The organism is Halorhabdus sp. CBA1104, assembly GCF_009690625.1.
Lineage (GTDB): Archaea > Halobacteriota > Halobacteria > Halobacteriales > Haloarculaceae > Halorhabdus.
In genome coordinates this window covers 162,713-187,664 of sequence record NZ_CP033878.1, presented here as the reverse complement: position 1 = coordinate 187,664, position 24,952 = coordinate 162,713, and the positions used below count along the sequence as shown (strand labels likewise).

At 63.9% G+C, this 24,952-nt stretch carries 36 protein-coding genes, 2 tRNA genes and 2 pseudogenes; 10 read left to right on the top strand and 30 right to left on the bottom strand.

Annotated features, from left to right (window positions below; translation table 11 throughout):
- From Hrd1104_RS01085 to Hrd1104_RS00970, 25 genes and pseudogenes are all read right to left on the bottom strand, one after another.
- Positions 1-486 carry an uL15m family ribosomal protein gene (locus tag Hrd1104_RS01085; RefSeq protein WP_154551012.1) on the bottom strand — a complete coding sequence of 162 codons (486 nt, stop codon included), beginning with the start codon at positions 484-486 and terminating at the stop codon, positions 1-3.
- The gene (locus tag Hrd1104_RS01080; protein ID WP_154551011.1) at positions 486-962 is read right to left on the bottom strand and encodes a 50S ribosomal protein L30; all 477 of its coding nucleotides are present in this window, start codon (positions 960-962) and stop codon (positions 486-488) included. Before Hrd1104_RS01080 ends, Hrd1104_RS01085 begins: the two co-directional genes overlap by 1 nt.
- Positions 962-1,597 carry a 30S ribosomal protein S5 gene (locus Hrd1104_RS01075; protein WP_154551010.1) on the bottom strand — a complete coding sequence of 212 codons (636 nt, stop codon included), beginning with the start codon at positions 1,595-1,597 and terminating at the stop codon, positions 962-964. Before Hrd1104_RS01075 ends, Hrd1104_RS01080 begins: the two co-directional genes overlap by 1 nt.
- Positions 1,594-2,157, bottom strand: a complete 564-nt coding sequence (locus Hrd1104_RS01070; protein WP_154551009.1) for a 50S ribosomal protein L18 — start codon at positions 2,155-2,157, stop codon at positions 1,594-1,596. Before Hrd1104_RS01070 ends, Hrd1104_RS01075 begins: the two co-directional genes overlap by 4 nt.
- A complete protein-coding gene (locus tag Hrd1104_RS01065) occupies positions 2,157-2,606 on the bottom strand; it encodes a 50S ribosomal protein L19e (RefSeq protein ID WP_154551008.1) in 450 nt (149 codons plus the stop codon). The genes Hrd1104_RS01070 and Hrd1104_RS01065 overlap by 1 nt, the downstream gene beginning before the upstream one ends.
- Entirely contained in the window at positions 2,599-3,282 is a 684-nt protein-coding gene (locus Hrd1104_RS01060) for a 50S ribosomal protein L32e (RefSeq protein ID WP_370454839.1), read from the bottom strand. The genes Hrd1104_RS01065 and Hrd1104_RS01060 overlap by 8 nt, the downstream gene beginning before the upstream one ends.
- Before the next feature lie 171 nt (positions 3,283-3,453).
- Positions 3,454-3,567: pseudogene (locus Hrd1104_RS13525) on the bottom strand (helix-hairpin-helix domain-containing protein); the annotation flags it as partial.
- Entirely contained in the window at positions 3,567-4,103 is a 537-nt protein-coding gene (locus Hrd1104_RS01055; protein WP_154551006.1) for a 50S ribosomal protein L6, read from the bottom strand. The pseudogene Hrd1104_RS13525 and the gene Hrd1104_RS01055, both read right to left, overlap by 1 nt.
- 2 nt (positions 4,104-4,105) lie before the next feature.
- A complete protein-coding gene (locus tag Hrd1104_RS01050; RefSeq protein ID WP_154551005.1) occupies positions 4,106-4,498 on the bottom strand; it encodes a 30S ribosomal protein S8 in 393 nt (130 codons plus the stop codon).
- A 2-nt stretch (positions 4,499-4,500) separates the two neighbouring features.
- Complete coding sequence (locus tag Hrd1104_RS01045) at positions 4,501-4,692, bottom strand: 30S ribosomal protein S14 (RefSeq protein WP_154551004.1); 192 nt, start codon at positions 4,690-4,692, stop codon at positions 4,501-4,503.
- A complete protein-coding gene (locus Hrd1104_RS01040) occupies positions 4,689-5,216 on the bottom strand; it encodes a 50S ribosomal protein L5 (RefSeq protein ID WP_154551003.1) in 528 nt (175 codons plus the stop codon). The genes Hrd1104_RS01045 and Hrd1104_RS01040 overlap by 4 nt, the downstream gene beginning before the upstream one ends.
- Positions 5,213-6,013 (bottom strand): 30S ribosomal protein S4e, encoded by an 801-nt coding sequence (locus Hrd1104_RS01035; RefSeq protein WP_154551002.1) that lies wholly within the window; start codon positions 6,011-6,013, stop codon positions 5,213-5,215. Before Hrd1104_RS01035 ends, Hrd1104_RS01040 begins: the two co-directional genes overlap by 4 nt.
- Entirely contained in the window at positions 6,014-6,367 is a 354-nt protein-coding gene (rplX, locus tag Hrd1104_RS01030) for a 50S ribosomal protein L24 (RefSeq protein ID WP_154551001.1), read from the bottom strand. It abuts the gene before it with no gap.
- A gap of 2 nt (positions 6,368-6,369) precedes the next feature.
- Entirely contained in the window at positions 6,370-6,768 is a 399-nt protein-coding gene (locus Hrd1104_RS01025; protein ID WP_154551000.1) for a 50S ribosomal protein L14, read from the bottom strand.
- Positions 6,768-7,094, bottom strand: coding sequence for a 30S ribosomal protein S17 (locus Hrd1104_RS01020; RefSeq protein ID WP_154550999.1), 327 nt, complete (start codon positions 7,092-7,094; stop codon positions 6,768-6,770). The genes Hrd1104_RS01025 and Hrd1104_RS01020 overlap by 1 nt, the downstream gene beginning before the upstream one ends.
- Positions 7,085-7,402, bottom strand: coding sequence for a ribonuclease P protein component 1 (locus tag Hrd1104_RS01015; RefSeq protein WP_154550998.1), 318 nt, complete (start codon positions 7,400-7,402; stop codon positions 7,085-7,087). Before Hrd1104_RS01015 ends, Hrd1104_RS01020 begins: the two co-directional genes overlap by 10 nt.
- Positions 7,402-7,629 (bottom strand): 50S ribosomal protein L29, encoded by a 228-nt coding sequence (gene rpmC, locus Hrd1104_RS01010; RefSeq protein ID WP_154550997.1) that lies wholly within the window; start codon positions 7,627-7,629, stop codon positions 7,402-7,404. The genes Hrd1104_RS01015 and rpmC overlap by 1 nt, the downstream gene beginning before the upstream one ends.
- Entirely contained in the window at positions 7,626-8,555 is a 930-nt protein-coding gene (locus tag Hrd1104_RS01005; protein ID WP_154550996.1) for a 30S ribosomal protein S3, read from the bottom strand. The genes rpmC and Hrd1104_RS01005 overlap by 4 nt, the downstream gene beginning before the upstream one ends.
- The gene (locus tag Hrd1104_RS01000) at positions 8,555-9,028 is read right to left on the bottom strand and encodes a 50S ribosomal protein L22 (RefSeq protein WP_154550995.1); all 474 of its coding nucleotides are present in this window, start codon (positions 9,026-9,028) and stop codon (positions 8,555-8,557) included. The genes Hrd1104_RS01005 and Hrd1104_RS01000 overlap by 1 nt, the downstream gene beginning before the upstream one ends.
- A gap of 3 nt (positions 9,029-9,031) precedes the next feature.
- Positions 9,032-9,457 (bottom strand): 30S ribosomal protein S19, encoded by a 426-nt coding sequence (locus tag Hrd1104_RS00995; protein WP_154550994.1) that lies wholly within the window; start codon positions 9,455-9,457, stop codon positions 9,032-9,034.
- Between the two features lie 58 nt (positions 9,458-9,515).
- Entirely contained in the window at positions 9,516-10,244 is a 729-nt protein-coding gene (locus Hrd1104_RS00990; RefSeq protein ID WP_154550993.1) for a 50S ribosomal protein L2, read from the bottom strand.
- Positions 10,245-10,246: 2 nt separating this feature from the next.
- Positions 10,247-10,510: a 50S ribosomal protein L23 gene (locus Hrd1104_RS00985; RefSeq protein WP_154550992.1), complete on the bottom strand. Its 264-nt coding sequence runs from the start codon at positions 10,508-10,510 to the stop codon at positions 10,247-10,249.
- Positions 10,507-11,250 carry a 50S ribosomal protein L4 gene (gene rpl4p, locus Hrd1104_RS00980; RefSeq protein ID WP_154550991.1) on the bottom strand — a complete coding sequence of 248 codons (744 nt, stop codon included), beginning with the start codon at positions 11,248-11,250 and terminating at the stop codon, positions 10,507-10,509. Before rpl4p ends, Hrd1104_RS00985 begins: the two co-directional genes overlap by 4 nt.
- A 5-nt stretch (positions 11,251-11,255) precedes the next feature.
- A complete protein-coding gene (locus tag Hrd1104_RS00975; RefSeq protein ID WP_154550990.1) occupies positions 11,256-12,269 on the bottom strand; it encodes a 50S ribosomal protein L3 in 1,014 nt (337 codons plus the stop codon).
- Between the two features lie 7 nt (positions 12,270-12,276).
- A pseudogene (locus Hrd1104_RS00970) lies at positions 12,277-13,184 on the bottom strand (putative RNA uridine N3 methyltransferase).
- A 203-nt stretch (positions 13,185-13,387) separates the two neighbouring features.
- Here Hrd1104_RS00970 and Hrd1104_RS00965 point away from each other — a divergent pair.
- From Hrd1104_RS00965 to Hrd1104_RS00945, 5 genes are all read left to right on the top strand, one after another.
- Positions 13,388-13,458 (top strand) — tRNA-Gly (locus Hrd1104_RS00965).
- A 443-nt stretch (positions 13,459-13,901) separates the two neighbouring features.
- A complete protein-coding gene (locus tag Hrd1104_RS00960) occupies positions 13,902-14,600 on the top strand; it encodes a YqjF family protein (RefSeq protein ID WP_154550989.1) in 699 nt (232 codons plus the stop codon).
- 117 nt (positions 14,601-14,717) lie between these two features.
- On the top strand, positions 14,718-15,035 hold the full coding sequence (locus Hrd1104_RS00955; RefSeq protein ID WP_154550988.1) for a thiamine-binding protein: 318 nt from the start codon (positions 14,718-14,720) through the stop codon (positions 15,033-15,035).
- 50 nt (positions 15,036-15,085) lie between these two features.
- Positions 15,086-16,018, top strand: a complete 933-nt coding sequence (gene mch, locus Hrd1104_RS00950) for a methenyltetrahydromethanopterin cyclohydrolase (protein WP_154550987.1) — start codon at positions 15,086-15,088, stop codon at positions 16,016-16,018.
- Positions 16,019-16,086: 68 nt separating this feature from the next.
- On the top strand, positions 16,087-16,758 hold the full coding sequence (locus Hrd1104_RS00945) for an HAD family hydrolase (RefSeq protein ID WP_154550986.1): 672 nt from the start codon (positions 16,087-16,089) through the stop codon (positions 16,756-16,758).
- Between the two features lie 28 nt (positions 16,759-16,786).
- Here the strand turns inward: Hrd1104_RS00945 and Hrd1104_RS00940 are convergent, their stop codons facing one another.
- Both Hrd1104_RS00940 and Hrd1104_RS00935 read right to left on the bottom strand, forming a co-directional pair.
- A complete protein-coding gene (locus Hrd1104_RS00940; protein WP_154550985.1) occupies positions 16,787-17,020 on the bottom strand; it encodes a hypothetical protein in 234 nt (77 codons plus the stop codon).
- Positions 17,021-17,164: 144 nt separating this feature from the next.
- Positions 17,165-18,802: a GTPBP1 family GTP-binding protein gene (locus Hrd1104_RS00935; RefSeq protein WP_154550984.1), complete on the bottom strand. Its 1,638-nt coding sequence runs from the start codon at positions 18,800-18,802 to the stop codon at positions 17,165-17,167.
- A gap of 156 nt (positions 18,803-18,958) precedes the next feature.
- Between Hrd1104_RS00935 and Hrd1104_RS00930 the strand changes: the two genes are divergently transcribed.
- From Hrd1104_RS00930 to Hrd1104_RS00915, 4 genes are all read left to right on the top strand, one after another.
- Complete coding sequence (locus Hrd1104_RS00930) at positions 18,959-19,189, top strand: hypothetical protein (RefSeq protein WP_154550983.1); 231 nt, start codon at positions 18,959-18,961, stop codon at positions 19,187-19,189.
- A gap of 150 nt (positions 19,190-19,339) precedes the next feature.
- Positions 19,340-19,681: a dihydroneopterin aldolase family protein gene (locus tag Hrd1104_RS00925; RefSeq protein WP_154550982.1), complete on the top strand. Its 342-nt coding sequence runs from the start codon at positions 19,340-19,342 to the stop codon at positions 19,679-19,681.
- A gap of 66 nt (positions 19,682-19,747) precedes the next feature.
- On the top strand, positions 19,748-20,788 hold the full coding sequence (locus Hrd1104_RS00920; protein WP_154550981.1) for a hypothetical protein: 1,041 nt from the start codon (positions 19,748-19,750) through the stop codon (positions 20,786-20,788).
- A 75-nt stretch (positions 20,789-20,863) separates the two neighbouring features.
- Entirely contained in the window at positions 20,864-21,277 is a 414-nt protein-coding gene (locus tag Hrd1104_RS00915; protein WP_154550980.1) for a DUF5790 family protein, read from the top strand.
- A 10-nt stretch (positions 21,278-21,287) separates the two neighbouring features.
- Here the strand turns inward: Hrd1104_RS00915 and Hrd1104_RS00910 are convergent, their stop codons facing one another.
- The 3 genes from Hrd1104_RS00910 to Hrd1104_RS00900 form a co-directional block, all read right to left on the bottom strand.
- Entirely contained in the window at positions 21,288-22,010 is a 723-nt protein-coding gene (locus Hrd1104_RS00910) for a creatininase family protein (RefSeq protein WP_154550979.1), read from the bottom strand.
- Positions 22,011-22,085: 75 nt separating this feature from the next.
- The gene (locus tag Hrd1104_RS00905; RefSeq protein WP_154550978.1) at positions 22,086-24,083 is read right to left on the bottom strand and encodes an ABC transporter ATP-binding protein; all 1,998 of its coding nucleotides are present in this window, start codon (positions 24,081-24,083) and stop codon (positions 22,086-22,088) included.
- A 44-nt stretch (positions 24,084-24,127) separates the two neighbouring features.
- Complete coding sequence (locus Hrd1104_RS00900) at positions 24,128-24,637, bottom strand: DUF192 domain-containing protein (protein WP_229770503.1); 510 nt, start codon at positions 24,635-24,637, stop codon at positions 24,128-24,130.
- 83 nt (positions 24,638-24,720) lie between these two features.
- On the opposite strand from Hrd1104_RS00900, the gene Hrd1104_RS00895 reads away from it, so the two are divergent.
- A tRNA-Val gene (locus Hrd1104_RS00895) sits at positions 24,721-24,795 on the top strand.
- Positions 24,796-24,952 lie beyond the last annotated feature (157 nt).

Below are 24,952 nucleotides of genomic sequence, written 5' to 3'. Positions count from 1 at the left end.
TTACTCGTTATCGTCGGCGTCGTCCTTGTCAGCCTGTCGCTGTTCGCCTCGCTCGCTCAATTCAGCGTTTCCACCGGCAGCCTCGATCTTCTCGCGGGCACCGGCCGAGAAGGCATCGGCGACGACGGTCAGTTCGTTGCGAACCTGCCCGGCACCGAGTACCTTCACCGCGTCGGCGTCGAAACCATCCTCGACGACCTCGCGGGCGTCGATCCGGTAGCCGTCGCCGTCTTCTTCTGCAATGCCGTCGGCAGCCAGTAAGGCGGCGTCCTCATCGAGTCGCCGGATGTCGACCTCGGCAATATCCTCTTTGGTCTTCTCTGGCCGCGTGAAGCCGCTCTTGCCGATCGGCGGGTGGAGATGCTGCTCGTGTTTGTCGCGGCCAGCGTCGCCGCGCCCACCGCGGTGACCGGCCCCGCGACGGTTCTTGTGCGTGCCGCCGCCGTGCGTTCGAGAGCCGCGCTGGCGTTTGCTCTTATCTGTCATTATCGCATCGCCTCCAGTAGTCCGTCGATGCCGTCGGTGTCGTGTTTGCCCAGCTCGCCACCCTCCTTGACGGGATGTTTGATCCCGTCGTGGCCCTTCCGGGGCGGGTGCAGACGAAGCGTCGGTGAGAGGTTGGCCTCCTGCAGCGTGGTCTCTTCGTCGACCAGCGCCGAAGCCAGATCCGCGATGTCGTCGTAGTTGGTGTTCCAGCCGACCCACTCGTCGTCGACGGACGCTTTCTCACCGTCGGCATCGGCGGCCGGTTCCGCTCGCCGTTCGAGCAAGAGTTCGACCGTCTCGACTGACGGTTCGCCGTAGGCGACAACGTCGTTGACCTTCGTGATCATGCCCCGATACGTGTCGGTCTCGGGGACGAGCGTCGCGTGATTGACGCGACCGAGGTTGAGCATCTCCAGAGTATCGACGACGTCCTGGCTGACGTCGACCTCGCCGCGCAGTTGGACGATCGCTTGCATCACTCGATCACCTCACGCTCTTGGAAGGCTCGCTCGGGGACCCGCGCTTCGGCCGTGTTGCGCAGGGCGTTGAACGTCGCCTTCGCGAAGTTGACCGTCGTCCGGGTGTTCCCCGACGAGCGGGTCCAGATGTCTTCGATACCAGCCAGTTCGAGGACGTGCCGAACGGTCTCTCCGCCGGCCAGCCCGAGCCCGCGCGGGGCAGGCTGGAGCTCGACCTCGACGCTGCCGGCCTTGCCGGTGGTACGCAGCGCGACCGTGTGCGGTCGCCCGCAACCACATTCCCACGAGCCACACCCGCGGGAAACGTCGATCATGTTCAGCTTGGCGATGTCGATGGCCTTCTGGATTGCGCCGCCGACCTGATCGTCTCGGCCCTCGGCGTAGCCGACGAGCCCGTCGCGGTTACCCACGACGACGACACAGCGGAACTTCACCCGGCGACCCGAGTCGGTCATCCGCTGGACCATGTTGATGTCCAGCACTTCGTCTTCCAGCCCAGGAACGAGCTGATCGACGATTTCCGATTCCTTCAGCGGCAGCCCGGCGTTCAGGGCGTCGCGCATCGAGTCGATCTCGCCGTCGGCGACCTGCCGGCCGAGCCGCGTTCGTGGTTCCCATCCGTCAGCGCTCATAGTTCGATGTCACCTTCGAGTAGCGTCTCCCGCACTGCGTCAAAGTGTGCGGGCAGTTCTGTCGCGTCGAATTCCCCACTATAGAGCCCCTCATCGAGGGACTCGGCGTACTCGGCGATGTGCTCGCCGCGCGTCCGTGGCCACTCGGCCAGGACATCGTCGTTGTGGGGAATCTCCAGGCCGGCGTCGATCGCTCCTTCCTGGATCGCGAATACTTTACTTCCTGGCGTCGGCGTGTTGAGCCCAATGTCCAGCACTGCCTCCTCGTAGCCGGCCTCGATCGCCCGCAGCCCCGCGAGCAGTCCGGTCAGGTACGCGGCGGGCAGGTTGCCCGTCGGCGCCTCCCAGCCGTACTCGGCGAGGTCGTTGGCCGTGGCCGCTGCAACAGTCTCGTCACCGTTGGGACCCGTTGTCACCAGCTGCGCCCTGGCCTGGCTGTTCGAGAGCCGCGCCACGAGGCGTGGCTTGCCGGATTTCAGCAGGCGCAACCGCTGATGGTAGTCCGTCCGAGATTCGCGGCGCCGACGCATCGGCACCTTGTAGCGTGGTCCTGTCGCCATCACTGATCACCGTGTTGGTCGTCGATATATCGGTTCAGGTCACCGACGTCGTCGAATTCGCCGCCGCTGGCCTGATCGTACAGTTTGCGATACTCCGTCGGCGACAGTTCGCCACTGTCCCGGAGTTCTCGCAGCCGCTCGCGCTGGGCCCGAATGCGGGACACCCAGTCGTCTTTCTCGTTCTGTCGGGCTCCCGCGGAACCCTTCCGGGACCCGTGTCCCTTCTGGTGGCCGTAGGCGCGCTTCTCTTGGCGCTCTTTGGCCCGACCGCGGGAGTTCCCACTCTTTTCTTTCGTGCGGATGATGCCCTGGTCGATCAGGTCACGGACGTCCTCGCGGGTGATCGCATCCGCGATTTCGCCCTGTGCCTCGGGGTCGAACCAGACGCGGTTCTGCCCGACGTCCAGAACGTCTGCCGCCAGTCGCTTCTGTGCGCTGAGATCACTCATCGTCGCTCACCTCGACTTCGACGTAGGTGGGATTGAGTACGCGAATCTCCTCGCTCTCGGCGCGCTCTTCGATCCGTTCGCGCTTGCGTGCCCCGACTTTCGAGGCGATGCGCACCGCTTGGGTATCCCCGTCGACACCGTCGAGATCGTCGACGTTGTGGACGCGAACTTCCTCGAAGCCGGAGGGGTGCAATCCGCGAGTCGCCTTGGGAGTGCGGAACCCGGCCTCGACCGTGTCGCCTTTGCCCTTGATGCCGCGGCGCTGCTTCGAGAGGGTGCCCCGCGGTCGTCGCCAAGACGTCGGCACGCGCTTTTTCTTGTGGTAGTCCTGTCGATTGAACTGCGGCTTGCCTTCGCGGCGGCGCTGGACCAGCAGCCGGGCCTCCTCGTCGGAGAGATCCGGCTGCTTGTCGACCAGCCCACGAGGCTGCAGTTCAGTCTCGACATCCTCGGCTTCCTCAGCGGCCTCTCCTGCCTCCTCGACGTCGGCAGCTTCGGCCTCCGAGACGTCGAGTTCGCCGACGTCAGCCTGGATCCGGGCCGCCAGAGCGTTTCCGACGCTCTCGACCTCGGTAAGGGCGTCCTGATCGGCGCGTGCGACGGCTTCGACAGTCTCGAAGCCAGCTTCGCTCAAGGCATCTGCCGTCTCCTCGCTGACGCCGCTGATATCCGTCAGCCCCTCGTAGTCCGCGAGTGTCTCCGTGTCGCCTGCGGACTCGTCCTCGTCGGTCGAAGCGTCTTCGACCTCGGCATCGGCGTCGTCTGCAACCTCGACGTCGCCGACGTCGGCCTTGATCCGGGCCGCCAGGGCGTTACCGATTCCCTCGACCTCCGTGAGTGCCGATTCGTCTGCTGCTCGCAGATCGTCGACAGTTTCGAATCCGGCCTCGGCCAATGCGTCGGCCGTCTGGTCGCCAATGCCGCCGACGTCCGTAAGTTCCGTAGGTTCTTCCTCAGCCATCAGACCTCACCTCGATTCGGTTTGTCCGTGATGTAGACGCCGTCCTGGAACACCCGGACGTCTTTGTCGGTGACACGGGTGAGCTGTTCGATATCCGCGGCCGTCTGGCCGACGTCTTCGATACTGGGACCACGGAGCGTGATCTGTTCTTCGTCGATCTCGACGTCGGTCTCGCCGTGGATCGGCGTCCGGCGGGGAGCCTTCTCACCGAGGAAGTTCTCGATGACGACTTCCTCGCTCTCGGCGCGCACCTGCATCGGGAAGTGTGAGTAGAAGACCTCCATCTCGTAGGTCCATCCCTCGGTGACGCCGTGGAACATGTTGCGCACGTGGCTCTCGAAGGTCCCCAACGTGGACATCGTCTCGGCGTCGTCCTCGGTCGATTCGATGACGATCGTCTCGTCTTCGACATCGACAGTGACATCCGGATACCAGAGTCGACGCGTCACGCTGCCTTCGGGTCCCTCGACAGTGAGTTCGAGGTGGTCGACCTCGGCACTGACTTCGTCAGGTAGCTGTAGTTCTGTGCGTGGCATTGTCAGTATACGTACGCGATCACCTGGCCACCGATGCCCGCCTCGCGGGCCTCGTAGTGGCTCATGATCCCGTGGCTCGTGGTCACGATGAGTGTCCCGTAGTCACGGGCCGGGAGGAATCGCTTCTCCCACTGCTCGAACTCATCGGCGCCCGCGGTATAGCGGGGCTTGACCGAGCCACACTCGTTGATCGCACCTTTCAATTCGACCTCGAACTGCCCGGCTTTGCCGTCCTCGACGCGCTCGAAGCCGTCGATGTATCCTCGATCGTAGAACACTTCGAGGACACTGCCGATCTCGTTCGAGGCGGGCTCGACTGTGTACGTCAGTTTGCCAACGCTCTCGGCGTTATCGACGCCGGAGAGAGCGGCACTGAGTGGATCGTTACCCGTCATCGTTAGCTGTACTTCTTGAATCCCATGTCGCGGGCAATCTCCCGGAAACATTGCCGACACAGGTACATATCGTATTTGCCGACCAGACCCTGCTTGCGACCGCACCGCTGGCAGGCTTCGAGCTGGCCGGTCCGTTTGGCGGCCTGCTCGCCGGTTTGTTCGCCCGCGTCGGCGTCAGTTTCACTCTCGCTCATTCGCTCACCTCCACGTCGAAGGTCGACTCGACGAATGCGACGGCGTCTGCAGGGTCGAGTCGATGATTCGACGGAATCGGGCGTGAGGCCTTATCCCGTTTGCTGACCCGGTAGCCCGGGCGCGTCAGGTTGACCGTCACGTCAAATCCGTAGATTCCGATCGTCGGATCGTACTCCTGGCTCGGGAAATCGGTGTGTTCCTCGATCCCGAAGCTGAAGTTGCCAGTCTCGTCGAACTGTGTAGCCTCGAGATCAGCCAATTCGAGGGCTGTCTCGAGGAACGACTCGGCGGCCTCGTCACGAAGCGTGACTTTCGTCCCGACCGGATCACCCTCGCGGATGTCGAACTCGCCGACAGTCTCTCTGGCAGTCGTCCGGACCGGCTGTTGGCCCGCAATCTCAGCCAAAATCTCCTCTGCGTCGGCGAGTTCCTGGCCACCGCGGCCGATACCCATGTGGACGACGACCTTCTCGACCGACGGTTCACGCATCGGGTGGAACCCGGCCTCGGTCTCGGAGCTCATTCGTCGTCACCTCCGTCTTCGTCGTCGGCAGCCACAGCGTCTTCGTCAACGACGTCTTCGGTTTCCTCGTCGGCTGCCGAATCGTCATCGCTGCTCTCGTCGTCGCTCGTGAAGTTCTCGTCGATGACGACGACGTACTCCTCGACGGTTTCGAAGGTCGAGCCGTCCGTCCGTTCGACGATGACGTTGTTGTCGGCACTGCTTGCCGTGACTTGGATCGTCTCGATCTCGCCGATCTCGCCGGCGTGCTGGCCGTCGACGGCGGTGACGAGTGCGCCCTCCTCGTAGGTGAAGTGGGCGACGATCTCCTCGTCTTCGTTGGCCACGACGATCGAGTCGTTAGGCGTGTAAGGGTCGTCCTCGCCGACCAGCAGCGTCTCACCGTCGTGTAGGGTCAGCTGCACGTCGCCGCCAGGGACGTTGCGTTTCTCGACGATCTTGCCCAGTTTGGATTGGGCGGATTCCTCGTCGATGGGAGTCAGCGCGAGCCGACCACCATCGCCGGGGAAGATCCGGTAAAACTCCTCGCGTTCCCTGAAGGCGAGAATGTCGAACATTCCCACCGGACGCGTTTCGTCACTTTCGGGCTCGCCGTTGATCAACACCTGGTCCTGATCGAGTGCGAACCGGGCCTCCTTGCGGCTGTCGACGTACCCCAGAACGTCCCGAAGGACGATCAACAGGGGTACGCCCGCCTCGCCGTGTGGGCCGGCGTCGGCCGACACGGTGAAGGTCTCGGTCTTGCGCTCGACGGGCCAGCGTTCCGGTACCGAGAGTCGTTTCTGGTGGTTACTCATTTATTCGTCCTCCTCGAGTCGCTGCCGTCGCACGTCATCAGACAGGTCGAGGTCCGTCACGCGAACGTTACTAGCCTCCAACCGGCGGGGGGTTTCCTCGCCGTCGGCAGTCTCGACAGTGACCTCTTCGACGCTAATCGTCGCGTCTCGGAGGTCGACATCGGTAACCTCGCCTTCCTCGCCGGCGAAGTCGCCGCGCATGACCTCGACCGTATCGCCCGCGTTGACGCGGACACGACGCTGTCCGTACTCCTCACGGAGGTCCGTCGAAAGCGTCGAACGGACCTGCTTGTGTCGCTCGTGCAACGGAGCGCGCTCGGTCTGATTGCGCTGTTTGGTTGGTTGTTCACTCATAGCTAGACGATCATCGTAGCAGTCGAGGCGATGGAGCCAAAGCGTTCGGCCACCTCGCGGGCAATCGGGCCCTTGATCTCGGTGCCGCGGGGGTCTTCGTTCTCGTCGACGATGACCGCCGCGTTGTCTTCGAACTTCACGCGCTGGCCGTCCGGTCGCCGGATCGGCTTGCGCTGACGAACGACCACTGCTTCGAGGACCTGGCGGCGCATCTCCGGCGTGCCCTTGGTCACCGAAACAGTGATCTTTTCACCGATTCCCGCCTTCGGGTGGCGGTTTTTGGTCCCGGAGTAGCCAGCAACGCTGATGACTTTGAGTTCACGTGCGCCCGTGTTGTCGGCACACGTGATCAGCGAGCCTTTCTCTAAGCCCTGGGTGACGTCGGCATTGAGGGCTTCCATCAGTCCGCACCTCCGTGTTTCTCGACCACTACGTGAGACTTCGTCTTCGAGAGTGGTCGGGTCTCTGCAATCGTGACCGTGTCGCCTTCCGCCAGGTCCACGCACGGGGGTGCGTGGGCTGGAATCCGACTCCGCCGTTTCATCAGGCGGTCATACTTCGGCACGGGTACGTCGTACTCGCGCTCGACGACGACGGTCTTGTCCATATCTGTGGACGCGACGGTGCCTTCGATCGTCTGTCCCCGCACGGAAAGGGTTCCGTGGAACGGGCAGTTTTGATCGTCGCAGGTCGCATCCGGTTGTCGTACGTTCAGTCCTAGCGCCATGTGGATTCACCTCTGCGTTCGGTCCGTCTGGCCGGGCGAGCGATCAATCGCTCCCCATCGACGGCGACGGTAACGGGTTCGCCCGCATCTGGGCTGGCCCCCGCGTCGCCGGGCAGGTCGAACGCGAACGTCGCGCCGGCCTTGGGAACCTGCCACGTCCGCCCACCGTGCTCGATCGAGACGGTGTTGGTCGACTCGGCGACGACCGTACCGTCGATACCCACGAGCCCAGGATCGGCCGCATCGCTGACGCGAGCGGCGAGCCCGAGCAGTTCGTGGCGAGCCAGGGTGGCGGGTGTGCGTGGCATTACGCTGTTCCTTCTGAGGCCGTCTCGGCCTCACTGTCTTCGTTTTCGATCGTCTTGATCCGCGCTATTGCCTTGCGGATCTCCTTGATGCGGCCCGGGTTCTCCGGGGCACCACCCGCCGCCTGGACGGCGCGGGCATTCAGCAGTTCCGTCTGGAGGTCCTCGAGTTCGGCCTCTCGCTCGGCCGCCGTCATGTCGCGGATCTCCTCGGGATGGAGGATCGTCATTCGGCATCACCCTCCGTGTCTTCGTCGTCCATTTCGTCGAGGAGTTCCTCGGCTTCTTGTTCGGTCTCCTCGTCGAGTTCCTCGTCGACGGCCGACTCGAGTTCGTCGAGGTCTTCCTCGACACCCGAATCGTCCGGGACATCGACGTCGTCGAATTCCTCGGCCTCGTCGGCTTCTTCGACGATCTCCTCGTCAGGCGTCGCTTCCTCGGCCGTCGCCTCGGCGTCCGCTGCGGTCGCCGACGCGTCGTCCTCGCCCTCCTCGGGCTCGCCGGACAGCAACTCCTCGACGGAGTCGCCCTCGACATCCTCGACGTACTCGCTGACGTCGACGTCCTCGTAGATCTCGAAGTCGTCGGGCAGCTCGGCCTCCGGCGGAATGATCTTGACATCCACACCGATGGTGCCAAGCTTCATGACGGCGACACCCTGGCCGTGGTCGACAATGTCCTCGGCAGGTTCGCCGTTGTGCTTGATGTAGCCACGGTTGAACTTCTCCACGCGTGAGCGTGCACCCGTGACCTTCCCCGAGAGGACGATCTCGGCACCCTTCGCGCCGGCCTCCATGATCCGGTCGATCGTGGTGTGACCGGCCTTCCGGAAGTACCAACCGCGTTCGAGGGCGTTAGCCAGGCGGTCGGCGACGATCCGGGCGTTGAGGTCGGGTTCCTCGACTTCCTGAACGTCGACCTGCGGATCTTCGAGACCGAACTCCTCTTCTAAGGTCGTGGTGATCTTGCGGATGTTCTTCCCACCCTTGCCGATCACCATACCGGGTTTCTCGGCCTTGAGGACGATCTGAGTCCCCATCGGCGTCTTGGCGACTTCCATGCCGCCGTAGCCGGCCCGACCGAGTTCGTCTTCGAAGAACTCGTCGATCTGGGTGCGCTGGAGGCCATCCTCGATGAACTGCAGTTCGTCGGCCATCAGGCATCACCCTCCGCGTCGGGTTCGACCAGGATCAACTCGACGTCGACCTCCGGCGTGTTCCACTCGTTGGCTCGGCCCATCGCACGGGGCTGGCGACCACGCTGTTCGCCGACCTTGTGGGCGGCGACGTGCATGATCTCCATCGAGTCGCCGTCCATACCCGCGTATTCGGCGTTGCCGATGGCGTTCTCGAGCAGATCGAGGAACGCCTCGCTGGCTTTCTCGGGAAAGCGGCCGGCGTCCCAACCCTCGATGTCCTTCCGGTGGCCGACGCCCGAGTTGTGGGATTTAAACGGCACTGATTGGGCGCCCTCGATGACGTCCTCGAGGTAGGCGACCGCGTCCTCTGCGGTCATGCCCTTGATCTCCCGGGCGATGGCCTTGCTGTGCTTGTGGCTCATCTGACGCTCCCGGAGCATCGCTTTCGCCGTCCGCTCCGGATCCGCGTCGACTGAGTAGCTGATTCCCATGTGTTACTTGAGGGGCACGAACTTCGAGGAACGGGTCGCCCCGATCCCGGCCTGTCCGTGCTCGACGCTCGTGCGCGTGAGCTGGAACTCGCCCAGGTAGTGGCCGAGCATCTCCGGCTCGACGTTCACGCGCTCGAAGCTCTCGCCGTTGTGGACCGCGAACGTGATCCCGACGAACTCGGGGAGAATCGGCATATCCCGCAGGTGGGTCCTGATCGGGTTGTTTGCCGTCTCCTCCTCGCCGGCCTCACGGGCCGCTTCGAGCAGCTGTTCTTTCTCGTAGGACAGGCCGCGTTTGATACTTCGCCGCTGGCGTGCGGGCAACAGTTCCGCGACTTCCTCAACGTCCATCTCCTGCAACTCCTCGAGCGTATGACCACGGTAGGTAAACTCGCCTTCGTGGCCGATCTGGTAATCACTAGAACTCATGCGTTCTCACCTCCGGTGAGACTCATGAGGTTGTCGCGCGCGAAGCGTGCGACAGAACTCATTCGTCACCACCTCGGCCGGTGCGTCGCGAGGAGATGTCGCCCACCTTCCGGCCCGGCGGGGCGTCCCGCGAGATGGACTTCGGTTTCCCGGGGTGCTGGCGGCCGCCACCACCGAACGGGTGGTCGACGGCGTTCATCGCGACCCCGCGAACCCGCGGCCACTTCGTCCCGCGAGACTTCATCTTGTGATATTTGTTGCCGGCCTTGACCATCGGCTTCTCCGTGCGGCCACCGCCGGCCACCACGCCGATCGTCGCCCGACAATCCGGATCCAGCCGTCGAACCTCGTCGCTTGGCAACTGGACAACCGCAACCGAACGGTCGTGTGCCATCAGTTGTGCCGAGACACCGGAGGCACGGGCGAACTTGCCGCCGTCGCCCGGCTGTGCCTCGACGTTGCAGATCTGAATACCCTCCGGGATCTCAGCCAGCGGGAGCGTGTTGCCAGGCTCGATCGAAGCCGAGACGCCGACCTGGATCTCGTCACCGACGCCGACGCCTTCCGGCGCGAGGACGAGTCGCTGGTCGCCGTCCTCGAACTCGACGGCCGCAAGCGGCGCCGAGCGGGCGGGGTCGTGTTCGATGTCGACGACCGTGCCCGCGACGAGGTCGCCCTCGGTGGCTTCGGTGCTCCGATGCGAGAGTTCCGCCTTGTAGCGGTGAGAGGGTGCCCGGAACGTGGGCGTCCCGCGACCGCGTCGTTGTCCCTGAATGCGTCGTCCCATTGTTAGAACACCCCAATTCGAGAGGCGACTTCCTCGGCGTCGTCCGCCTCGGAAAGCCGAACCTCTGCCTTCTTGTTGCCGTTCATGGTGACCTGTGTGTTCACGTTCTCGACGGTCACGTCGAACTGCGTTTCGACCGCCTCGGTCACGTCGTCTTTGGTGGCGTCGAGTGCGACGATGAACTGCAAGGCGTTCTCGAAGTCCATCTTGTCCATCGCCTTCTCGGTGACGTGTGGGTGCTCGATGACGTTGATCGGATCAGTCATCGGTCGGCCACCTCCGCGAGGGCACTCTCGGTCCAAACTGTGAGGCGACCGGCCGTCGCGCCGGGCGCGAGGTCTTCAGCGTTGACCTCGCGTGCGGTCGTGACGTCCGCGCCCGCGAGATTGCGGGCGGCCTTCGACGGTTCCTCGCTCGTGACGAACAGAATCGACGTCGGCCGTCGGTACTTCCGGCCGCGGGTCGTCCCCTGGCCGGCCCGGACGGTCGCGTCGTCGGCTCGCTCGATGTCCGCGTGAACACCGAGGCTTTCGAGGACGTCGACGACCGCCTGGGTCTTCTGGAGGTCCTCGAAGGCGTCACTGACGATCAGCGGCAAGTCGGCCTCGTCGTCGAATTCGTGACCGCGCTCGGCGACGAGATCCGCGTCAGTAGTCGCCGCGATCGCCGACCGAACGGCCTGCTTGCGCTCCTTGTCGTTGATCGCGGGCGCCTGATCTTTCTCTTCTTTGGGCGGGTGTGCGGGGCGACCACCGACGGTCTGGGGGACGCGCCTGGCACGGCCGTCCTGCTGTGGGACGTGTGCCATACCGCGGCCGCTCCCTTGCGATTCTGCGGGCGTTCGCATCCCCGCGTAGTCGTCTGCACCGTATGCCTGTTTCCGGTTGGCCTGGGCGGCAAGCACCGCCGACTTGATGAGATCGGGCCGGTAGGGCGTCTCGAAGACGTCCGGCAGCTCGACCTCGCCGTCAGCGTCGCCGTCCAGGTCGTGTAGTGTTGCCTGCATTCATCTCACCCCTGATTAGACTCCGTAGAGACGTACCGCACCTCGGGGTCGAGACGCGGCTGGTCGTTCGGCCGGACGGCCGGGCGCAGGCGAACGAGGCGACCCTCGGGGCCGGGAACCGACCCTTTCACCAGCGCGTAGTCCCCGTCGACCTCGCCGTAGTTGACGAAGCCACCGTCGGGGGTGACCTCGTCGTCGCCGATGTCGATGAGGCGCTTGTTCAGCTCCGTACGCTGGTGGTAGCCAGTCTGGCCCTGCTGGGGCACCGTCGAGCGAACCCGCGATGGGTTCCACGGACCCAGGTTGCCGATGCGTCGGCGCCAGCCCTGGCGGGCGTGTTTGCCCTTCCGTTTTTGGACGCCCCAGCGCTTGACGGGACCCTGGGTGCCCTTGCCCTTGGTGACGCCCGCGACGTCGGCGTACTCGCCGGCGCGGAAGACGTCGGTCAGGGCGTGCTCGCCGCTCTCGCCAACGAGCTCGAGCCCGTGGTCGAGGCGGTCTTCGAGACTGCCACCGCCGACGCGCGTCTCCATGACGTCCGGTTCGTTCTTTGGCACGCTCGACAGTTCGCCCGGGACCGTGTGCGTAATGAGGCGCACGTCCCCGAGGCGTCCCGCGTCGAGTGCCTCGCGAATCTGTTCTTCTGTGGCGTCGCCGTCCTGGTCCTCGGGAAGGTCGATGGCCCGATCGAGATCCGGATGGAACTCGTCGGTCCAGACCTCCGTCAGCGGACGCAGGCCGTACGGCGTATCCTCGTAGGCTCGCAGAGCCACCGCCCGCATTGGCGGCGTCTCGACGACCGTGACGGGCACGGTTTCTTCCATGCCCTCCCGCGGTGAGTCGGGTTCGTCGTTGATGAGGACGACGTGGCTCATGCCGGCCTTGTAGCCGGCAAAGCCCTGCGTTCCCGGTTGCCCCTCGTCGTCGGGCCAACTGTTGAACCGCGGCGTCTCACTGGTCGCGCGCTTGCGCGGACTGTAGGCCAGCGAGCCTTTGCGTGGTCTGTTTGGTTGTGGCATCGGATTCTCACTCCGTGAGCGTCAGGGGTGCGAGGGTGGCGAACATCGCTTCTTCCGTTCGCACGACCTCGCTTCCCTGGTTAGGAACCGTGTTCAGCCAGAGGTCGAACCGGGTTCCGTCCGGCCGAGATCCGGTGACCGCATCGCCAGTTCCGTCCTCCGTGTCGTCGGCAGCCGCCAGCTCCGCCACGGTGGCCGAGCCAGCGGACTCCGCATCGACGCCGAGGATAGCCGGCAAACCGCGCTCGGGTGCCCCGAAGACGACTGTCAGGTCGCCGCCGGCCCCATCGATCGTCCCGATCAACTGGCCAATTCGCCCAGACGTGAGCGGTTGGCCGTGACGGGATGCGGCGATGGTGATGCCGACATTGGAGCGTGCGAGCGCCGTATCGAGGTCCGCCCGATCCACCTGGAAGCCCGCTGGGGGCTCGTCGGTGAGTTTCGCGCGGACCGGTCGTCTCGAAGAGACCCTGACGGTGACACGCTCTCCCTCCCTGAGATTCCGGTCGTCCGGAACGGGGAGAGAGATCGGGTGTTGCAGGCCGCAATTGACCCGGACGCGCCCATCAGGTCCGACCTCGGTCACGATTCCCTGTCTCAACGACCCCGAATCGTCCGATCCGGAGCCGGTCCGTGTCGCAACGCGGAGCGGCGGCAAGACGCCGACACACTCCAGTTCGTCCCGCCTATCCCATACCGCCTTTCGGAGGTAGGGGGTGTGGCGGCGTACCGCAACACGGTTTCGACGAACCCGTCGCCCCACTTCCCCGCCCCATCTGGGTCGGGGAAGATGGTGAGCCGATCGACCCGGAATATCGTGGCCGCGCGGGCCACGTATCCGATTTTGCGAGTTGCCTCGCGTTTGTCCTCGGCCTCCCGGCAGAGGGACGACGGCACGAGTGCGTTGGTCGTCATGCCGTGACGCTTCTACGTCACGCCACTAGACTGTGCCGATTACTCCCGGCCCAAGTCCTAAAAGGATGCCGCTTTGTCCCGGTCGTGAGACGCTCTCTCAGGGGATCACGAGCCGTGGGAGTAGGTGTCGTGGATCATCCGCCATCGGGCATCCGATTCGGAAGCCTTATATTCTTCTCACGCCCGACTTTGAGATGCACCGTGCGACGGTGGTGTAGTGGTATCACAGGACCCTGCCACGGTCCTAACCCGAGTTCAAATCTCGGCCGTCGCACTTCTCCCGAGCGCAAAACCGCGAGCGACCGCTGTGCGTGTCGCTCGCCTCAGCGCGAGGGTGAATGCGTAAGAGAGATTTGAACACGTCAGTCGCAGCCCCGGAACGCCCGAGCGGTGCGAGGTCGCGAAGCGACCTCGGTTAGCCGAACGGCAAAGCCGTGAGGCAGCGAGGGCGCACGCCCGGAACGTCTGACACCTGTTCAAATCTCGGCCGTCGCACCTTCTTCAACTCAAATTCACGAGCGACGCGTTTCATCGCGTCGCGATTCCTGATGTTGTGTAGTGCGTGAAGCGTGATTTGAGCAAGCGAGTCCCAGCCCGCGCAGCGACCGACGGGAGCGAGCAGGAATGTCTGACAGCAGTTCAAATCTCGCTTCATAGAATCCACCCGCAAGGAGACCAGATCCGACCGACAAAGTGACTGGCGACCGTAGGGAGCGCATGGCACCCGGACAGAGCTTGCCTGACCTGCTTACGATGCGATGGCGTGACGTGTACTTCGCCCACTGGCCAGTCGACCCGGCCGTCGTGGAACCGACGATCCCGGACGGCCTGACAGTGGACACCTTCGACGAGCAGGCCTGGCTGGGGATCGTCGGCTTCCGGATGGCCGATATCCGGCCCCGGTTTGCGCCGATCGGTCGCTCGTTTCACGAACTCAACCTTCGGACGTACGTCCGCCACGAGGACAGCCCGGGCGTGTACTTCTACACCCTCGACGCCGACGACCGTCTCGGAGTGAAGATCGCCCGTCGGTTGTTCGCCCTGCCGTACTATCGCGCGAAGATGACCGCCCGCGAACGTAACGGTGAAACCCGGTTTCGCAGCGAGCGCGCTCACCCTGAAGCCCCGCCCGCCGCATTCGACGCCACGTTCGACCCACAGGGCGAGCCCGGAACGGTCGATTCTGTGACCCTCGAAGCCTTTCTCGTCGAACGATACCGCTTTTTCACCGAACGGCGTGACTCGATCGCCGTCGGCGAAATCACTCACGAACCTTGGCCACTCCAGAACGCTGACGCGGCGATCCGGGAGAACACCCTCTTCGAAGCGTCGGGATTCGAAGCGCCCGCCGGGGATCCACACCTGCGGTACAGTCCGGGCATCGACGTGACAGCAGGATGGATACATGCGGTGTGAGACACGAGCGGTCGATTGGCGGTGCCGGACGCGGTGAAGACGGTGAGCAGCTCGAGTGAGTTGCCGTTCGGGAGGAGATCCGCTGGTTCTATACTGGATGCGGTCGATCGGACACGCATGACAGCGTTCGGATTCCTGAGCGTGGCACCGGTCATCGAGGAGAGCATGTCCGGCGAAGTCGCCAAGGCGGTCGCAGCGATCGAAGAGCACGACGTCGGCTACCAGACGACGCCGATGGGCACGATCATCGAGGCCGAAGATCCGGCTGATCTCTTTGCGGCCGCGGCGGATGCTCACGCCGCAGTCGATGCCGACCGCGTCGAGACGTTTCTCAAGATCGACGACAAGCGCGCGGTCGAACAGGCTGCCGGGCAGAAAGTCGAGTCCGTCGCCGAGGAACTGGGTCACGAGCCAGAGCAGGATTTCGAGGCCTGACGGGCCGCCGGTTGCACGTGGGTTTTCAACCCCCGGAGCGAACGGACGGCATGGACCAGCTCAACCGGATGGCCACGGAACTGGTCGACGAGGCCATCGACTTCGCCGACGAACTCGGCATCGTGGAGTATCGCCTGGACAACGACACGACTGTGCTGGATTTCGGCGTTACCCACCCGGGCGGCGTCGAAGCGGGACTGATGCTTTCGGAGATCCAGACAGGGGGGCTGGCCTCTGTCACCTCGCGACTACAGGCGGTCGGCGACGCGACGTTGCCCCATGTTGAAGTAACAACCGACCACCCATCGCTGGCGCTGCTCTGTTCACAGAAGAGTGGCTGGGAACTCGCCACCGAGGACTTCGAGGGGCTGGGCAGTGGTCCCGCACGCGCGCTGGTCGCCGAGGAAGACGTCTTCGACCGGCTCGGGTACGCCGAGGCGTTCGACTTTGGCGTGTTGGCTGTCGAATCCGATTCGACACCGACTGAGGCGGCAGCCACGCAGGTAGCCGAGTACGCCGGGATCGGCGAGAGTAGCGTCTTTCTGCCGACCTACGCGACGGCGTCGATCACGGGCAGCGTCTCGGCGGCTGCCCGCGCAGGCGAACTCGCCGTCTATCGGTTGTTCGAGCTGGGATACGATCCGGCAGACATCCACTCGGTATCTGGATTCGCACCAGTCGCACCTGTCGCCGACAGCGAGTCGGCCGCGATGGCCCGCACGAACGACGCGCTGGCCTACGGCAGCGAGGTCCACGTGACCGTCGAGTCGACGTTCGACCGCTTCGAGGAGGTACCCTCGACGGCGAACGACGACTACGGGCAACCGTTCGAGGAAATCTTCGAGACGGCCGAGTGGGACTTCGAGGAGTTGCCGGCGACTGTCTTCGGCCCGGCACAGGTAACGATCGACGTGATCGGCGGCGAAACGACGACCTACGGCGAGACGAACGAAGAGCTACTCGTCGAGAGTTTCGGCGTGTAACACGCCGTTGGGCGGACAGAGGTACTGTTCCGGAGTCGTTTTCAGTTCCCCAGCCCTGTCATCGATCAATGACTGTCGATGCCGTCCTGTTCGATCTGGACGACACGCTCTGTGAATACGCCCGCCCCGCCAGTGATGTACTGACTGCAGCCTTCGAGCGAGTGGGCGTCGAGCCGTTGTTCGCAGTCGAAGACTACTACCAGCGCTTCGGGGAGTTCGTCGTCACTGGCGACGACATCCAGGACGTCCGCCAACGATGTTTCAGCACCTTCGCCGAGGAATCGGGACTGGATGACGACGTGGGCCGGGCCATCGCCGAGGCCTTCACAGCGGAGCGCGACCAGACGAACGTCCGATTTCTCCCGGGTGCGGAAACCGCCTTCGAGCGGATGATCGACCGCTATCCGGTCGGGATCGTCACCAACGGCGACCCGTGGATGCAGTCCCAGAAACTCGCCGGCCTGGGGCTCGACGACCGGGTGGAGACGGTCGTCCACGGCGGCCACGACGCCCCGTACAAGCCCGATCCCGAGCCGTTCGACGTCGCACTGGATGCACTCGGCATCGATCACGACCGGACCGTCCATGTCGGGAACTCCCTGGAGAGTGACGTGGCGGGCGCACACAACGCCGGCATCACGTCGGTGTGGCTCGACGGCGACAGCGACAGCGAACCGGATCCAGTGCCGGACTATCGCGTCGAATCGATGCACGAAGTTGCCGACGAACCCTGGAAGTAAGGACTTACGGCGGGCACGAGATCACGAGTCAGCGAAAGAGACTACCCAGAAAGAGCACCAGACCAAGGAGTACGATGAACGCGGCGACGACTCTGTACAGGGCGACTTTCCACCCCGCCGCCTCGGTCTCGGCGGCCGAATGGGTACTCCCGATCGCGTCCACTTGCTCTGTGGCGTCCGCGATCGAGCGGGCCCCGGCGATCAACACCCCGCCGCCGAACATGAGCAGCAGGCCGGCGAAAAGGTCAGCGAAGACGACCATACGCGAGGGTGAAAGACCGGGGGCAAAATACCATCGGTTCTAGTTTCGTGACGATCAAAAGCGAACGCAGTCGATTCAACCGGTCTCGCTTTGTCACACTCAATCGCATTCGACCATCATCTCAAGCAGTCACTGGGCCCCGTATCACTCCACGCCGGTCACGTCCGTTACCGTCCCGACGCCCTTCGAGCGCCCTTCCCGGAAGACGAACCGCTGGCCTTCCTCGACGAGATACGGCCGGAACTTGAACCGAACGCGCGCACGCCCGCTGTCGCCCGGCAGGAGTTGCCCGCCCTCGGGGTAGAACGCGGCGGCCTCGCTGATGGTCTCCAGATGCACCACGGGCTCGTAGCCCTCGCCGATCCGCGTCGGGTGATTGAGCACCATCACTTCGGCCTCGAACTCCCGGACCGGCTGGGGGTCGGCCTCGCGTGGGAGGAGCACCGTCCCACGCTCAACGTCCTGCTGTTCGACACCTTTCAGTGCGATCCCGACGATGCGGCCGGCCCGTGCTTCCTCGACGCGATGATAGTGCATTTCGATACTCCGGGCCTCGACCTCCCGGAACGAGCCGTCGGCCATCGGGCCGAGCAGGAGTTCCTCACCGGCCTCGACGCGCCCGGCGTTGATGGTCCCCGAGGCGACCGCACCGACGCCGGTGACGTTGTAAGAGCGGTCGACGTACATCCGGAACTGGGCGGTCTCGTCGCCGCCGGTCTTTGGCAAGCGCTCGAAGAGTTCGTCCAGCGTGTCGAGTCCGTCCAGCGTGACGGCGCTGGTCCGGACCACCGGCACGACGGTCTCGGAAATCTCTTCGACGGCGGCCTCGACCCCGTGGCGGTCGATTACCAGAGGCGTCTTCTCGACGTCCCGCAGTAGTCCCTCGACCTCGCGTTCGACCGCAGCGACGCGTTTGTCATCGACCAGATCGGCCTTCGTGATCGCGACGATCGTCGGGAGATCGGTCGCCAGCAGGATACCCAGGTGTTCACGGGTCGTCTTCGTCGGCCCGTCGTCCGCGGCGACAGTCAAAAGTCCGTAGTCGAGTTTCTGGCCGACGAGCCCGCGGATGGTCGTCCGGAGCCACGGCTCGTGGCCGACAGTGTCGACGAAGCTCACGAGGCGATCGGCCTCCTCGACGACACGGGCACGATCCGTTTTCCGGTCCGGGTTGTCCATCCGGACCGGGCCGTCGTCGTCGAATCCGTAGACGCCATACGAGAGGTCTGCCGAAAGGCCGCGTTCGACCTCGTGGGGCTGGACATCCAGGAAGGATCGCGTCCCGCCCTGGCCGTCGTCCGGCTGGCCGGTGACGAGCGAGCCGACGAGCGTCGACTTGCCGTGGTCGACGTGGCCGGCCGTCCCGATGACGATGTGCTCGTCGTCTTCTAAGACCGCGCCCTCACGGATCGTCGCGACCCCGACGATGCCCCGCTGGCCGGTCTGGCCCCGGATCGCGTTGCCCGCGCTGTCGACCCCCCAGGTCTCGACGTCCGCGATGTGGGCGCCGGCCTCTTCGGCCAACAGAGAGAGCACGTCCATCGACTCCGAAAAGGCGTCGGGGTCGATGCCTGCGATAGTCCCCTCGTCGGTGACACCGACGACGTAGGTTGCTTCGCCATCACCAGAGAGTACGCGATGGCGGAGTTGTGCGGCCAGACTTTCCAATCGGCCGTCGGTCGAGTGGAGATCCCGCGTGAGCCGTTCTTTGAACTCGACGCTGCCGCCCTCCCGCTCGCCACGCTCGATCGCGCCTTCGAGGACGGCCCGGTCGGAATGCATGCGAGTCGGTAACGGTGGTGCCACCAAAAACCTTCGCCGAATCCGGTTCGTCAGTGGGCAAGCGCCGCGTTCACGCTACCAGCACACCTGTCGAGGGAGATCGAGACCGTCGTGTGGTTTTATACAATTGCCCTGCGGGGATGACGTGAGGAAAACATGAGTATACTCAACTCGTTCGGAGGCTTGGTCGCGAGCGTCATCGCGGCCCTGGTACTGTTGGTGTTCGCGGTGCTGAGTTTCTTCGTCACCGTGTTTATCGTCGACGTGGGGGCGAATCTAGCGGGCTTCTCGCCCAGTGGCAACTTCGTGACGCTTTCGGCCGCGATTCTCTCAACTGGCGCGATCGTCGCCGGCGCATCGCCGATGACGGGACTTGCCGGGGAATAGTCGACTGGCCACCAACAATAGCGGACGACTTTCCGTCGTGAGCTTTGGGTCTATCCAGAGCGAGAGGGAGCTTCCCCTCCTAACCGCCACATCCCATCTCGCCGTCGTCCGCTACCAAGGCGTTTTGACGGTCGCCCGCACAGAAGCGATATGGCTCCGACTGACGCCCAGAAGGCGACGTTCGAACTCGGGATCAAATTCGGCTCGCTGTACCATCAGTTCGCCGGGACGCCGATTAGTCCAGAAAGTGCGCCCGACCTCGCGGCAGCCATCGAAAGTGCGATCGAGAACCAGCCCCACTGCCGAGAGGTGACCGTCGAGATGCAAAGAGACGCCATTCGGGACGCAATCGAGCCGGACGTCGGGTACACGGAGTTCACCGGCGAGTTCGCCGAAGTCGAGATCGTCGTCGAGTACGACGGCATCGAAGCGACGGCCAGCATGGCGATGGACGAGGGGTATCCACGGATGGAACTGCTCGAAGTCGAGTGATCACGGACTGCTTCAGAACCTGAAGCTGTGGCCCAAAGCTAAGCCCACCGACGTTGAGAGACCAGTATGGCCTTGGCTGCGGTCGAACGGATCGACGACGCGGTCGACATGACACGGTCGTTTCTCACGCCCGTCACGGCGGGGCGGTGGGGCCGACTGGCAGTGATCGCTGCCCTCTTGCTCGGCGGAGCAGGCGGCGGAAGCGGGGCAATATCGAGTGTGAGCAACCTGCCCGCAACCGCCGGGTCCGTTCCCGGCGAGGAACTCCCCGAGCTATCGGTCGCGCTGCCCGAACTCTCGGCGACGGCGATGGCCGTCGTTCTCGGCCTCGTCGCCGCCCTCGTAGTGGTCGGGCTCCTCGTCGGTGCGGTCGGCGCGGTCATGGAGTTCGTCTTCGTCGAGTCGCTCGCGACCGACGAGATTCACGTCCGGCAATATCTCCGCCGCTATGCGGGGAAGGGGCTACGGTTGTTCGCCTTCCGACTCGTGCTCGGACTCGCGACACTATTGGTCCTGGGCGGAGCCACGCTACTGTTGTTTGGCGATGTCGTCGCAACTCTCCTGTCGGGTGAACTCGTCGTCCCCTCGGCCTCGCGGTTGCTCGTCGGCGCGTTCGTCCTCGTCCCAGTGGGGCTCGCGGTGGGTGCCATCGTGGCGCTGGCCAACGGATTCACGACGGAATTCGTCGTGCCGATCATGCTCCAGGAAGACCGTGGGTTAGTCGACGCCTGGCGGCGCTTCTGGCCGACACTGGTCGAACAGTGGAAACAGTACGGCACCTACGTTTTGGTCGCCTTTGGCCTGCACGTCGTCACGGAGATCGCCGGGAGTATCGTCATCGGAGTCGCTGCTGTCGCGCTGGCAATTCCGTTCGCGATCGTCGCTGTTCCCGTCGGTCTGGGGGCCATCCAGGGCGGGACGATGACCGCCGGGGCACTCGTGCTGTTGGTCGTCCTGTTGGGGCTGTACCTGCTTGTCGTCTTGCTCGTGGCGGCAGCAGTGTACGTCCCGATCAAGGTGTTTCACCGTCAGTTCGCGTTACTCGTCCTTGGTGACACCAACGAGACGTTCGACGTGCTCGGTGATCGACGGCCGTCGGCGACGTAGCGATCGCGTCCGAGCAGTGCATTCACGTTCAGTTGTGGGCAACCTTTTAACAGGTGTGGGAGTGAATCCCAGTACATGAGTCAGGCGACACTGGACGACGACGACCTCTTTGGCGAAGCAGCCAGCGAGATGCGCGAGGATGTCGAACAGCACCTCGCGGCGACCCGAGATGAGTTACCCGATGTGGCTGACATCTGGGACGTCGAGGCCGACAACACGCTTGGCGTCCTCAACGCCCTGCGTTCGGGCGTCGATCCCGGCGACGCCGAGGAACACCTCAGAGACGCAAAGAAGTGGTACACGATGGGCAAGCGCGCCGACGCCTTCGAGGATGCTGAGGATCTCGAAGCCGAACTCGAAGCACTAACAGAGATTGTCGACGACTTGACCGAGGCACGCGAGCAGATCGGCGAGTTGACGAGTACGATCCCGGAACTGAAAAGCGCACTCGAGTCCGCTGGAGCGGCCGCCACCGAGGACGAGGAGTAACCGTCCCGTCTCAGTCCCGTGACCGCTCGGCGACCCGTTCGAGCAGCGCCGCCAGCGCGTCAGTCGCTTCGGCGAGCAGTCGTTCGCCCAGCTTGGCGCTCCCGTCGGCGGGATCGCCGACGACCCCATTGTCACTGAATTCGTTCGTATCGTAGGCGAGATTGACACTGCCCTCCCACTCGCCCCAGCGGTCGGCGGCATTCTTGCCGGCCGTCGCTTTCGCTTCAGTGTCGATTGACTCGGGGGCGACGTGTTCGAGTAGGGCAGTTTCGAGCGGGCCAGCGTGGCCCATCTCGACGTCTGCGGGATCGACCGCCTCGAACCACGTAAACGGGACGGCATACGCGTCGCCGTCCCGGGAAATATGCGCACAGACTTCCCGGAGCGCCGGGACGTTGCCGCCGTGGCCGTTGACGACCACGATTCGATCGAAGCCGTGGTGGGTGAGGCTCTCGATCGTCTCGCGGACGTACGCGCGAAACGTGTCTTCGCTAACCCAGAGTGAGCCCGCGAAGGCACGGTGTTCTTCGCTCACACCGACGGGGATCGGTGGCCCAACGGCGACATCGCGATCGACGGCATCGACACCGGCCGCCGCGACCGCTTCTGCGGCGAGTGCGTCGGTTCCCAGCGGTGCGTGTGGCCCGTGCTGTTCGGTACTGCCGACCGGCAGGACAGCAAGATCGGTGTCAGCGGATTCGACGTCAGTCCACGTACAGTCAGTGAGTTGCATAGCTCAAGAGGATGGTCCGATTGGCAAAACGTTTCTGCGAACGGGAAGACAAAACGATCCGTTAACACTCCATCGTCAGTCGTCGTCGGCTTCCACGTCGTCGGCGTCGACGTGTGAGCGCCGTTCGGCCGCCCGTTCGATGAACTCCTGGGGCAGTTCGTCGATTTCGCCGGCCTGGACCGCCCAGAGTTTCGCATAGAGACCGTCTGCAGTGAGCAACTCCTCGTGGGATCCACGCTCGACGATCCGGCCGTCCTCGATGACGACGATCCGGTCGGCGTCTTTGATCGTCGAGAGTCGATGCGCGATGGCGAAGGTGGTCCGATCGGCGGTCAGTTTGTCCAGGGATCGCTGGATCAACATCTCTGTTTCCGTGTCCACGTCAGAGGTCGCCTCGTCGAGGACGAGGATCTCCGGATCCTTGAGGATCGCCCGCGAAAGGGCGATCCGCTGGCGTTGACCACCCGAGAGCTTCACGCCGCGCTCGCCGACCTTTGTGTCGTAGCCCTCTGGCAGATTCTGGATGAACCGATGGGCTTCGGCCATCTTCGCGGCCTCGACGACAGCATCTTTCTCGGCGTCGAAGGTGCCGTACTCGATGTTCTCACGGACGGTCCCGTAGAAGAGGAACGTCTCCTGGCTGACGTACCCAAGAGCCTGACGAAGGCTCGGAATCGTCGCATCTCGGAGATCCGTTCCGTCGATCGTGATCGCTCCCTCGTCGACGTCGTACATCCGGAGGAGGAGTTTCATCACGGTGGACTTGCCAGCCCCGGTCGGGCCGACGAGAGCGACGGTATCGCCGCCTTCGACCTCGAAGGAGATGTCTTCGATGATGTACGCTCCCTGGTCGTCATCCTCCCCGGTCGCTTCCGAGGCGCTTCGCGCCTCGCTCACGTCGTACCCGAAGGTGACGTCCTCGAATTCGACCTGGCCCTCGGTCACGTCCAGGGGATCGGCGTCGGGATCCTCGACGATCCGGCTTGGCGTGTCCATCAACCCGAAGATGCGCTCACTGGAGGCGTAGGCCCGCTGGTACATGTTGATGATCTGTCCGAACTGTGCCATCGGCCAGATGAACCGCTGGGACAGCAGGATGAACCCGACGAACTCCCCCTCGGAGAGCGTGCCCGTGAAAAACCACGGCCCGCTTCCAGTCGTCTGGGACGTGAACACCCAGAGGCCGCCGACGAGGAAGGTGACGACAAAGCCCACACCCGACAGCAGTCGCAGGCCAGGGAAGAACTTGATCCGAGTGTTGATAGCCTCCCAGTTTGCGTCGAAGTAGTCCGCAGAAACATCGTCGACCCGACCCGACTCGAAGGTCTCGGTGTTGGCGGTTTTGATGACCTGGATGCCCCCGAGATTGTTCTCCAGCCGGGAGTTGAGCTGTCCGACCGACGATCGGACCTCGGCGTACTGTGGCTGGATGATCTGGACGAACTTGTAAGTGAACAGCGCGATCAGCGGCACGACGACGAGCGTCACCAGCGCGAGCTGCCAGTTCCAGTAGAAGAGGATGCCGGCGATGCCCAGCACCATGATCGACAGGCGGAAAAAGGAGTTCATGCCGTCGTTGAGAAACCGTTCGAGGCGGTTGACGTCGTTCGAGAGAATCGACATCAACTCGCCGGTCTGTTTGTCGGCAAAGAAGTTCATGTTCAGCCGCTGCATCTTGTCGTACGTATCAGTCCGGACGTCGTGCTGGATGTGCTGGGAGAAGGAATTCCAGCCCCAGTTGCGCGTCCAGTGGAAGACAGCGCCGATCAGGAACGCCGCGCCGATGATACCGACGGTGAGCCACAGCTGTGGACCCTGATTAGTCGGCAGCCAGGCGTCGGGAACCAGCCAGAGGCTGTAGGCCTGGTCGCCGAAGATCGAGTCGATGGCGACGGTCAGCAGGAGTGGCGGCAGAAGATCCAGGATGCGAGCGGCGACGCTACTGACGAAGCCGATGGCAAACTGGAAGCGGTACTCCCAGCCGTAGGATCGAAACAGCCGCCGCATCGGCCGGTCGACACGATCGCGGACGTCCTCGAAGACGTCATCGTCGTCGAGGTCGGAGACACCCATCGAGGATTTTGAAGAGTCTATCGCTAAAAAGCCCGTCGAAGGCCTCAGTCGTGGACTGAATCGGGAATATCGACCCGATCACCGACGGCGATTCCCGTCTCGTTGGTCCACCCGTACGGAACTTCGAGGACGTACTGACCGTGGCCACGATAGCGTCGGTCCGGGTTGCGAGGATCTGCCGGGACTGGAGCGTGGTGAATCTCCGTGATCTGCCCCTCAGTGTCGATAAAGAGGATGTCGATCGGGAAGGACATGTTTCGCATCACGTAGGCGTAGCTGCCGGATTCAGGGTGAAGGAACAGCATCCCAGCGCCGGCTTCGAGAGCATCTGTCTTGCTGAGTCCGATGTGGCGCTCGCGTTCGGTATCGGCGATCCGGACATCGACGGTGCCAAGTGCCGTCCTGTTCTCGTCGTGGATCGTCAGCGTCGCCTCACCGTAATCGAGCGGGTACAGCCATGGGGCAAGCGGGCCAGTCGGGCTGGCGAGGACCATCGCCGCCGCGACGAGTAGCAGGGCGACGACGATGACGTTGACGAGCCGGGTTCGGTCCACACAGTGTGGATGGACGGGTGGGGTGAAAGCGTTCGGGTGAGAAAGTAAGGGTTATTTCGACAGGTAGGGAACGTGGTGGTGTCGGGTCCGTGGTCTAGGTTGGTTATGACGTGGCCTTTACAAGGCCGAGGTCGGTGGTTCAAATCCGCCCGGACCCACTTCTTCCGGCGACTGCGACGAGTGAAACGAGGAGCCAGCGCCGGCTGTGTGGGTACCGAGGATTTGGGCTGGAGGACGAGCAAAGCGAAGTCCTCGTGGTTCAAATCCGCCCGGACCCACTGAGTTTTCCTGGCGCTCATTGACGAGCGCCGCGTC

What these genes read in the sequence shown, in the direction of transcription:
- Hrd1104_RS00935 (WP_154550984.1), bottom strand. Translation starts at nt 18,802, where the DNA reads ATGCATTCCGACCGGGCCGTCCTCGAAGGCGCGATCGAGCGTGGCGAG.
- Hrd1104_RS00920 (WP_154550981.1), top strand. Translation starts at nt 19,748, where the DNA reads ATGGCCTTGGCTGCGGTCGAACGGATCGACGACGCGGTCGACATGACA.
- Hrd1104_RS01005 (WP_154550996.1), bottom strand. Translation starts at nt 8,555, where the DNA reads ATGGCCGACGAACTGCAGTTCATCGAGGATGGCCTCCAGCGCACCCAG.
- Hrd1104_RS00925 (WP_154550982.1), top strand. Translation starts at nt 19,340, where the DNA reads ATGGCTCCGACTGACGCCCAGAAGGCGACGTTCGAACTCGGGATCAAA.
- Hrd1104_RS00990 (WP_154550993.1), bottom strand. Translation starts at nt 10,244, where the DNA reads ATGGGACGACGCATTCAGGGACAACGACGCGGTCGCGGGACGCCCACG.
- Hrd1104_RS00945 (WP_154550986.1), top strand. Translation starts at nt 16,087, where the DNA reads ATGACTGTCGATGCCGTCCTGTTCGATCTGGACGACACGCTCTGTGAA.
- Hrd1104_RS00940 (WP_154550985.1), bottom strand. Translation starts at nt 17,020, where the DNA reads ATGGTCGTCTTCGCTGACCTTTTCGCCGGCCTGCTGCTCATGTTCGGC.
- Hrd1104_RS01045 (WP_154551004.1), bottom strand. Translation starts at nt 4,692, where the DNA reads ATGAGCGAGAGTGAAACTGACGCCGACGCGGGCGAACAAACCGGCGAG.
- Hrd1104_RS01075 (WP_154551010.1), bottom strand. Translation starts at nt 1,597, where the DNA reads ATGAGCGCTGACGGATGGGAACCACGAACGCGGCTCGGCCGGCAGGTC.
- Hrd1104_RS00930 (WP_154550983.1), top strand. Translation starts at nt 18,959, where the DNA reads ATGAGTATACTCAACTCGTTCGGAGGCTTGGTCGCGAGCGTCATCGCG.
- Hrd1104_RS01065 (WP_154551008.1), bottom strand. Translation starts at nt 2,606, where the DNA reads ATGAGTGATCTCAGCGCACAGAAGCGACTGGCGGCAGACGTTCTGGAC.
- Hrd1104_RS01070 (WP_154551009.1), bottom strand. Translation starts at nt 2,157, where the DNA reads ATGGCGACAGGACCACGCTACAAGGTGCCGATGCGTCGGCGCCGCGAA.
- rplX (WP_154551001.1), bottom strand. Translation starts at nt 6,367, where the DNA reads ATGAGTGAACAACCAACCAAACAGCGCAATCAGACCGAGCGCGCTCCG.
- Hrd1104_RS00975 (WP_154550990.1), bottom strand. Translation starts at nt 12,269, where the DNA reads ATGCCACAACCAAACAGACCACGCAAAGGCTCGCTGGCCTACAGTCCG.
- Hrd1104_RS00915 (WP_154550980.1), top strand. Translation starts at nt 20,864, where the DNA reads ATGAGTCAGGCGACACTGGACGACGACGACCTCTTTGGCGAAGCAGCC.
- Hrd1104_RS01000 (WP_154550995.1), bottom strand. Translation starts at nt 9,028, where the DNA reads ATGGGAATCAGCTACTCAGTCGACGCGGATCCGGAGCGGACGGCGAAA.
- Hrd1104_RS01040 (WP_154551003.1), bottom strand. Translation starts at nt 5,216, where the DNA reads ATGAGCTCCGAGACCGAGGCCGGGTTCCACCCGATGCGTGAACCGTCG.
- Hrd1104_RS01035 (WP_154551002.1), bottom strand. Translation starts at nt 6,013, where the DNA reads ATGAGTAACCACCAGAAACGACTCTCGGTACCGGAACGCTGGCCCGTC.
- Hrd1104_RS01050 (WP_154551005.1), bottom strand. Translation starts at nt 4,498, where the DNA reads ATGACGGGTAACGATCCACTCAGTGCCGCTCTCTCCGGCGTCGATAAC.
- mch (WP_154550987.1), top strand. Translation starts at nt 15,086, where the DNA reads ATGGACCAGCTCAACCGGATGGCCACGGAACTGGTCGACGAGGCCATC.
- Hrd1104_RS01055 (WP_154551006.1), bottom strand. Translation starts at nt 4,103, where the DNA reads ATGCCACGCACAGAACTACAGCTACCTGACGAAGTCAGTGCCGAGGTC.
- Hrd1104_RS00985 (WP_154550992.1), bottom strand. Translation starts at nt 10,510, where the DNA reads ATGACTGATCCGATCAACGTCATCGAGCACCCACACGTCACCGAGAAG.
- Hrd1104_RS00905 (WP_154550978.1), bottom strand. Translation starts at nt 24,083, where the DNA reads ATGGGTGTCTCCGACCTCGACGACGATGACGTCTTCGAGGACGTCCGC.
- Hrd1104_RS01025 (WP_154551000.1), bottom strand. Translation starts at nt 6,768, where the DNA reads ATGGAAGCCCTCAATGCCGACGTCACCCAGGGCTTAGAGAAAGGCTCG.
- Hrd1104_RS00910 (WP_154550979.1), bottom strand. Translation starts at nt 22,010, where the DNA reads ATGCAACTCACTGACTGTACGTGGACTGACGTCGAATCCGCTGACACC.
- Hrd1104_RS01085 (WP_154551012.1), bottom strand. Translation starts at nt 486, where the DNA reads ATGACAGATAAGAGCAAACGCCAGCGCGGCTCTCGAACGCACGGCGGC.
- Hrd1104_RS00955 (WP_154550988.1), top strand. Translation starts at nt 14,718, where the DNA reads ATGACAGCGTTCGGATTCCTGAGCGTGGCACCGGTCATCGAGGAGAGC.
- Hrd1104_RS01015 (WP_154550998.1), bottom strand. Translation starts at nt 7,402, where the DNA reads ATGCCACGCACACCCGCCACCCTGGCTCGCCACGAACTGCTCGGGCTC.
- Hrd1104_RS01080 (WP_154551011.1), bottom strand. Translation starts at nt 962, where the DNA reads ATGCAAGCGATCGTCCAACTGCGCGGCGAGGTCGACGTCAGCCAGGAC.
- Hrd1104_RS00960 (WP_154550989.1), top strand. Translation starts at nt 13,902, where the DNA reads ATGGCACCCGGACAGAGCTTGCCTGACCTGCTTACGATGCGATGGCGT.
- rpl4p (WP_154550991.1), bottom strand. Translation starts at nt 11,250, where the DNA reads ATGCAGGCAACACTACACGACCTGGACGGCGACGCTGACGGCGAGGTC.
- Hrd1104_RS00995 (WP_154550994.1), bottom strand. Translation starts at nt 9,457, where the DNA reads ATGAGTTCTAGTGATTACCAGATCGGCCACGAAGGCGAGTTTACCTAC.
- Hrd1104_RS01020 (WP_154550999.1), bottom strand. Translation starts at nt 7,094, where the DNA reads ATGGCGCTAGGACTGAACGTACGACAACCGGATGCGACCTGCGACGAT.
- rpmC (WP_154550997.1), bottom strand. Translation starts at nt 7,629, where the DNA reads ATGACGATCCTCCATCCCGAGGAGATCCGCGACATGACGGCGGCCGAG.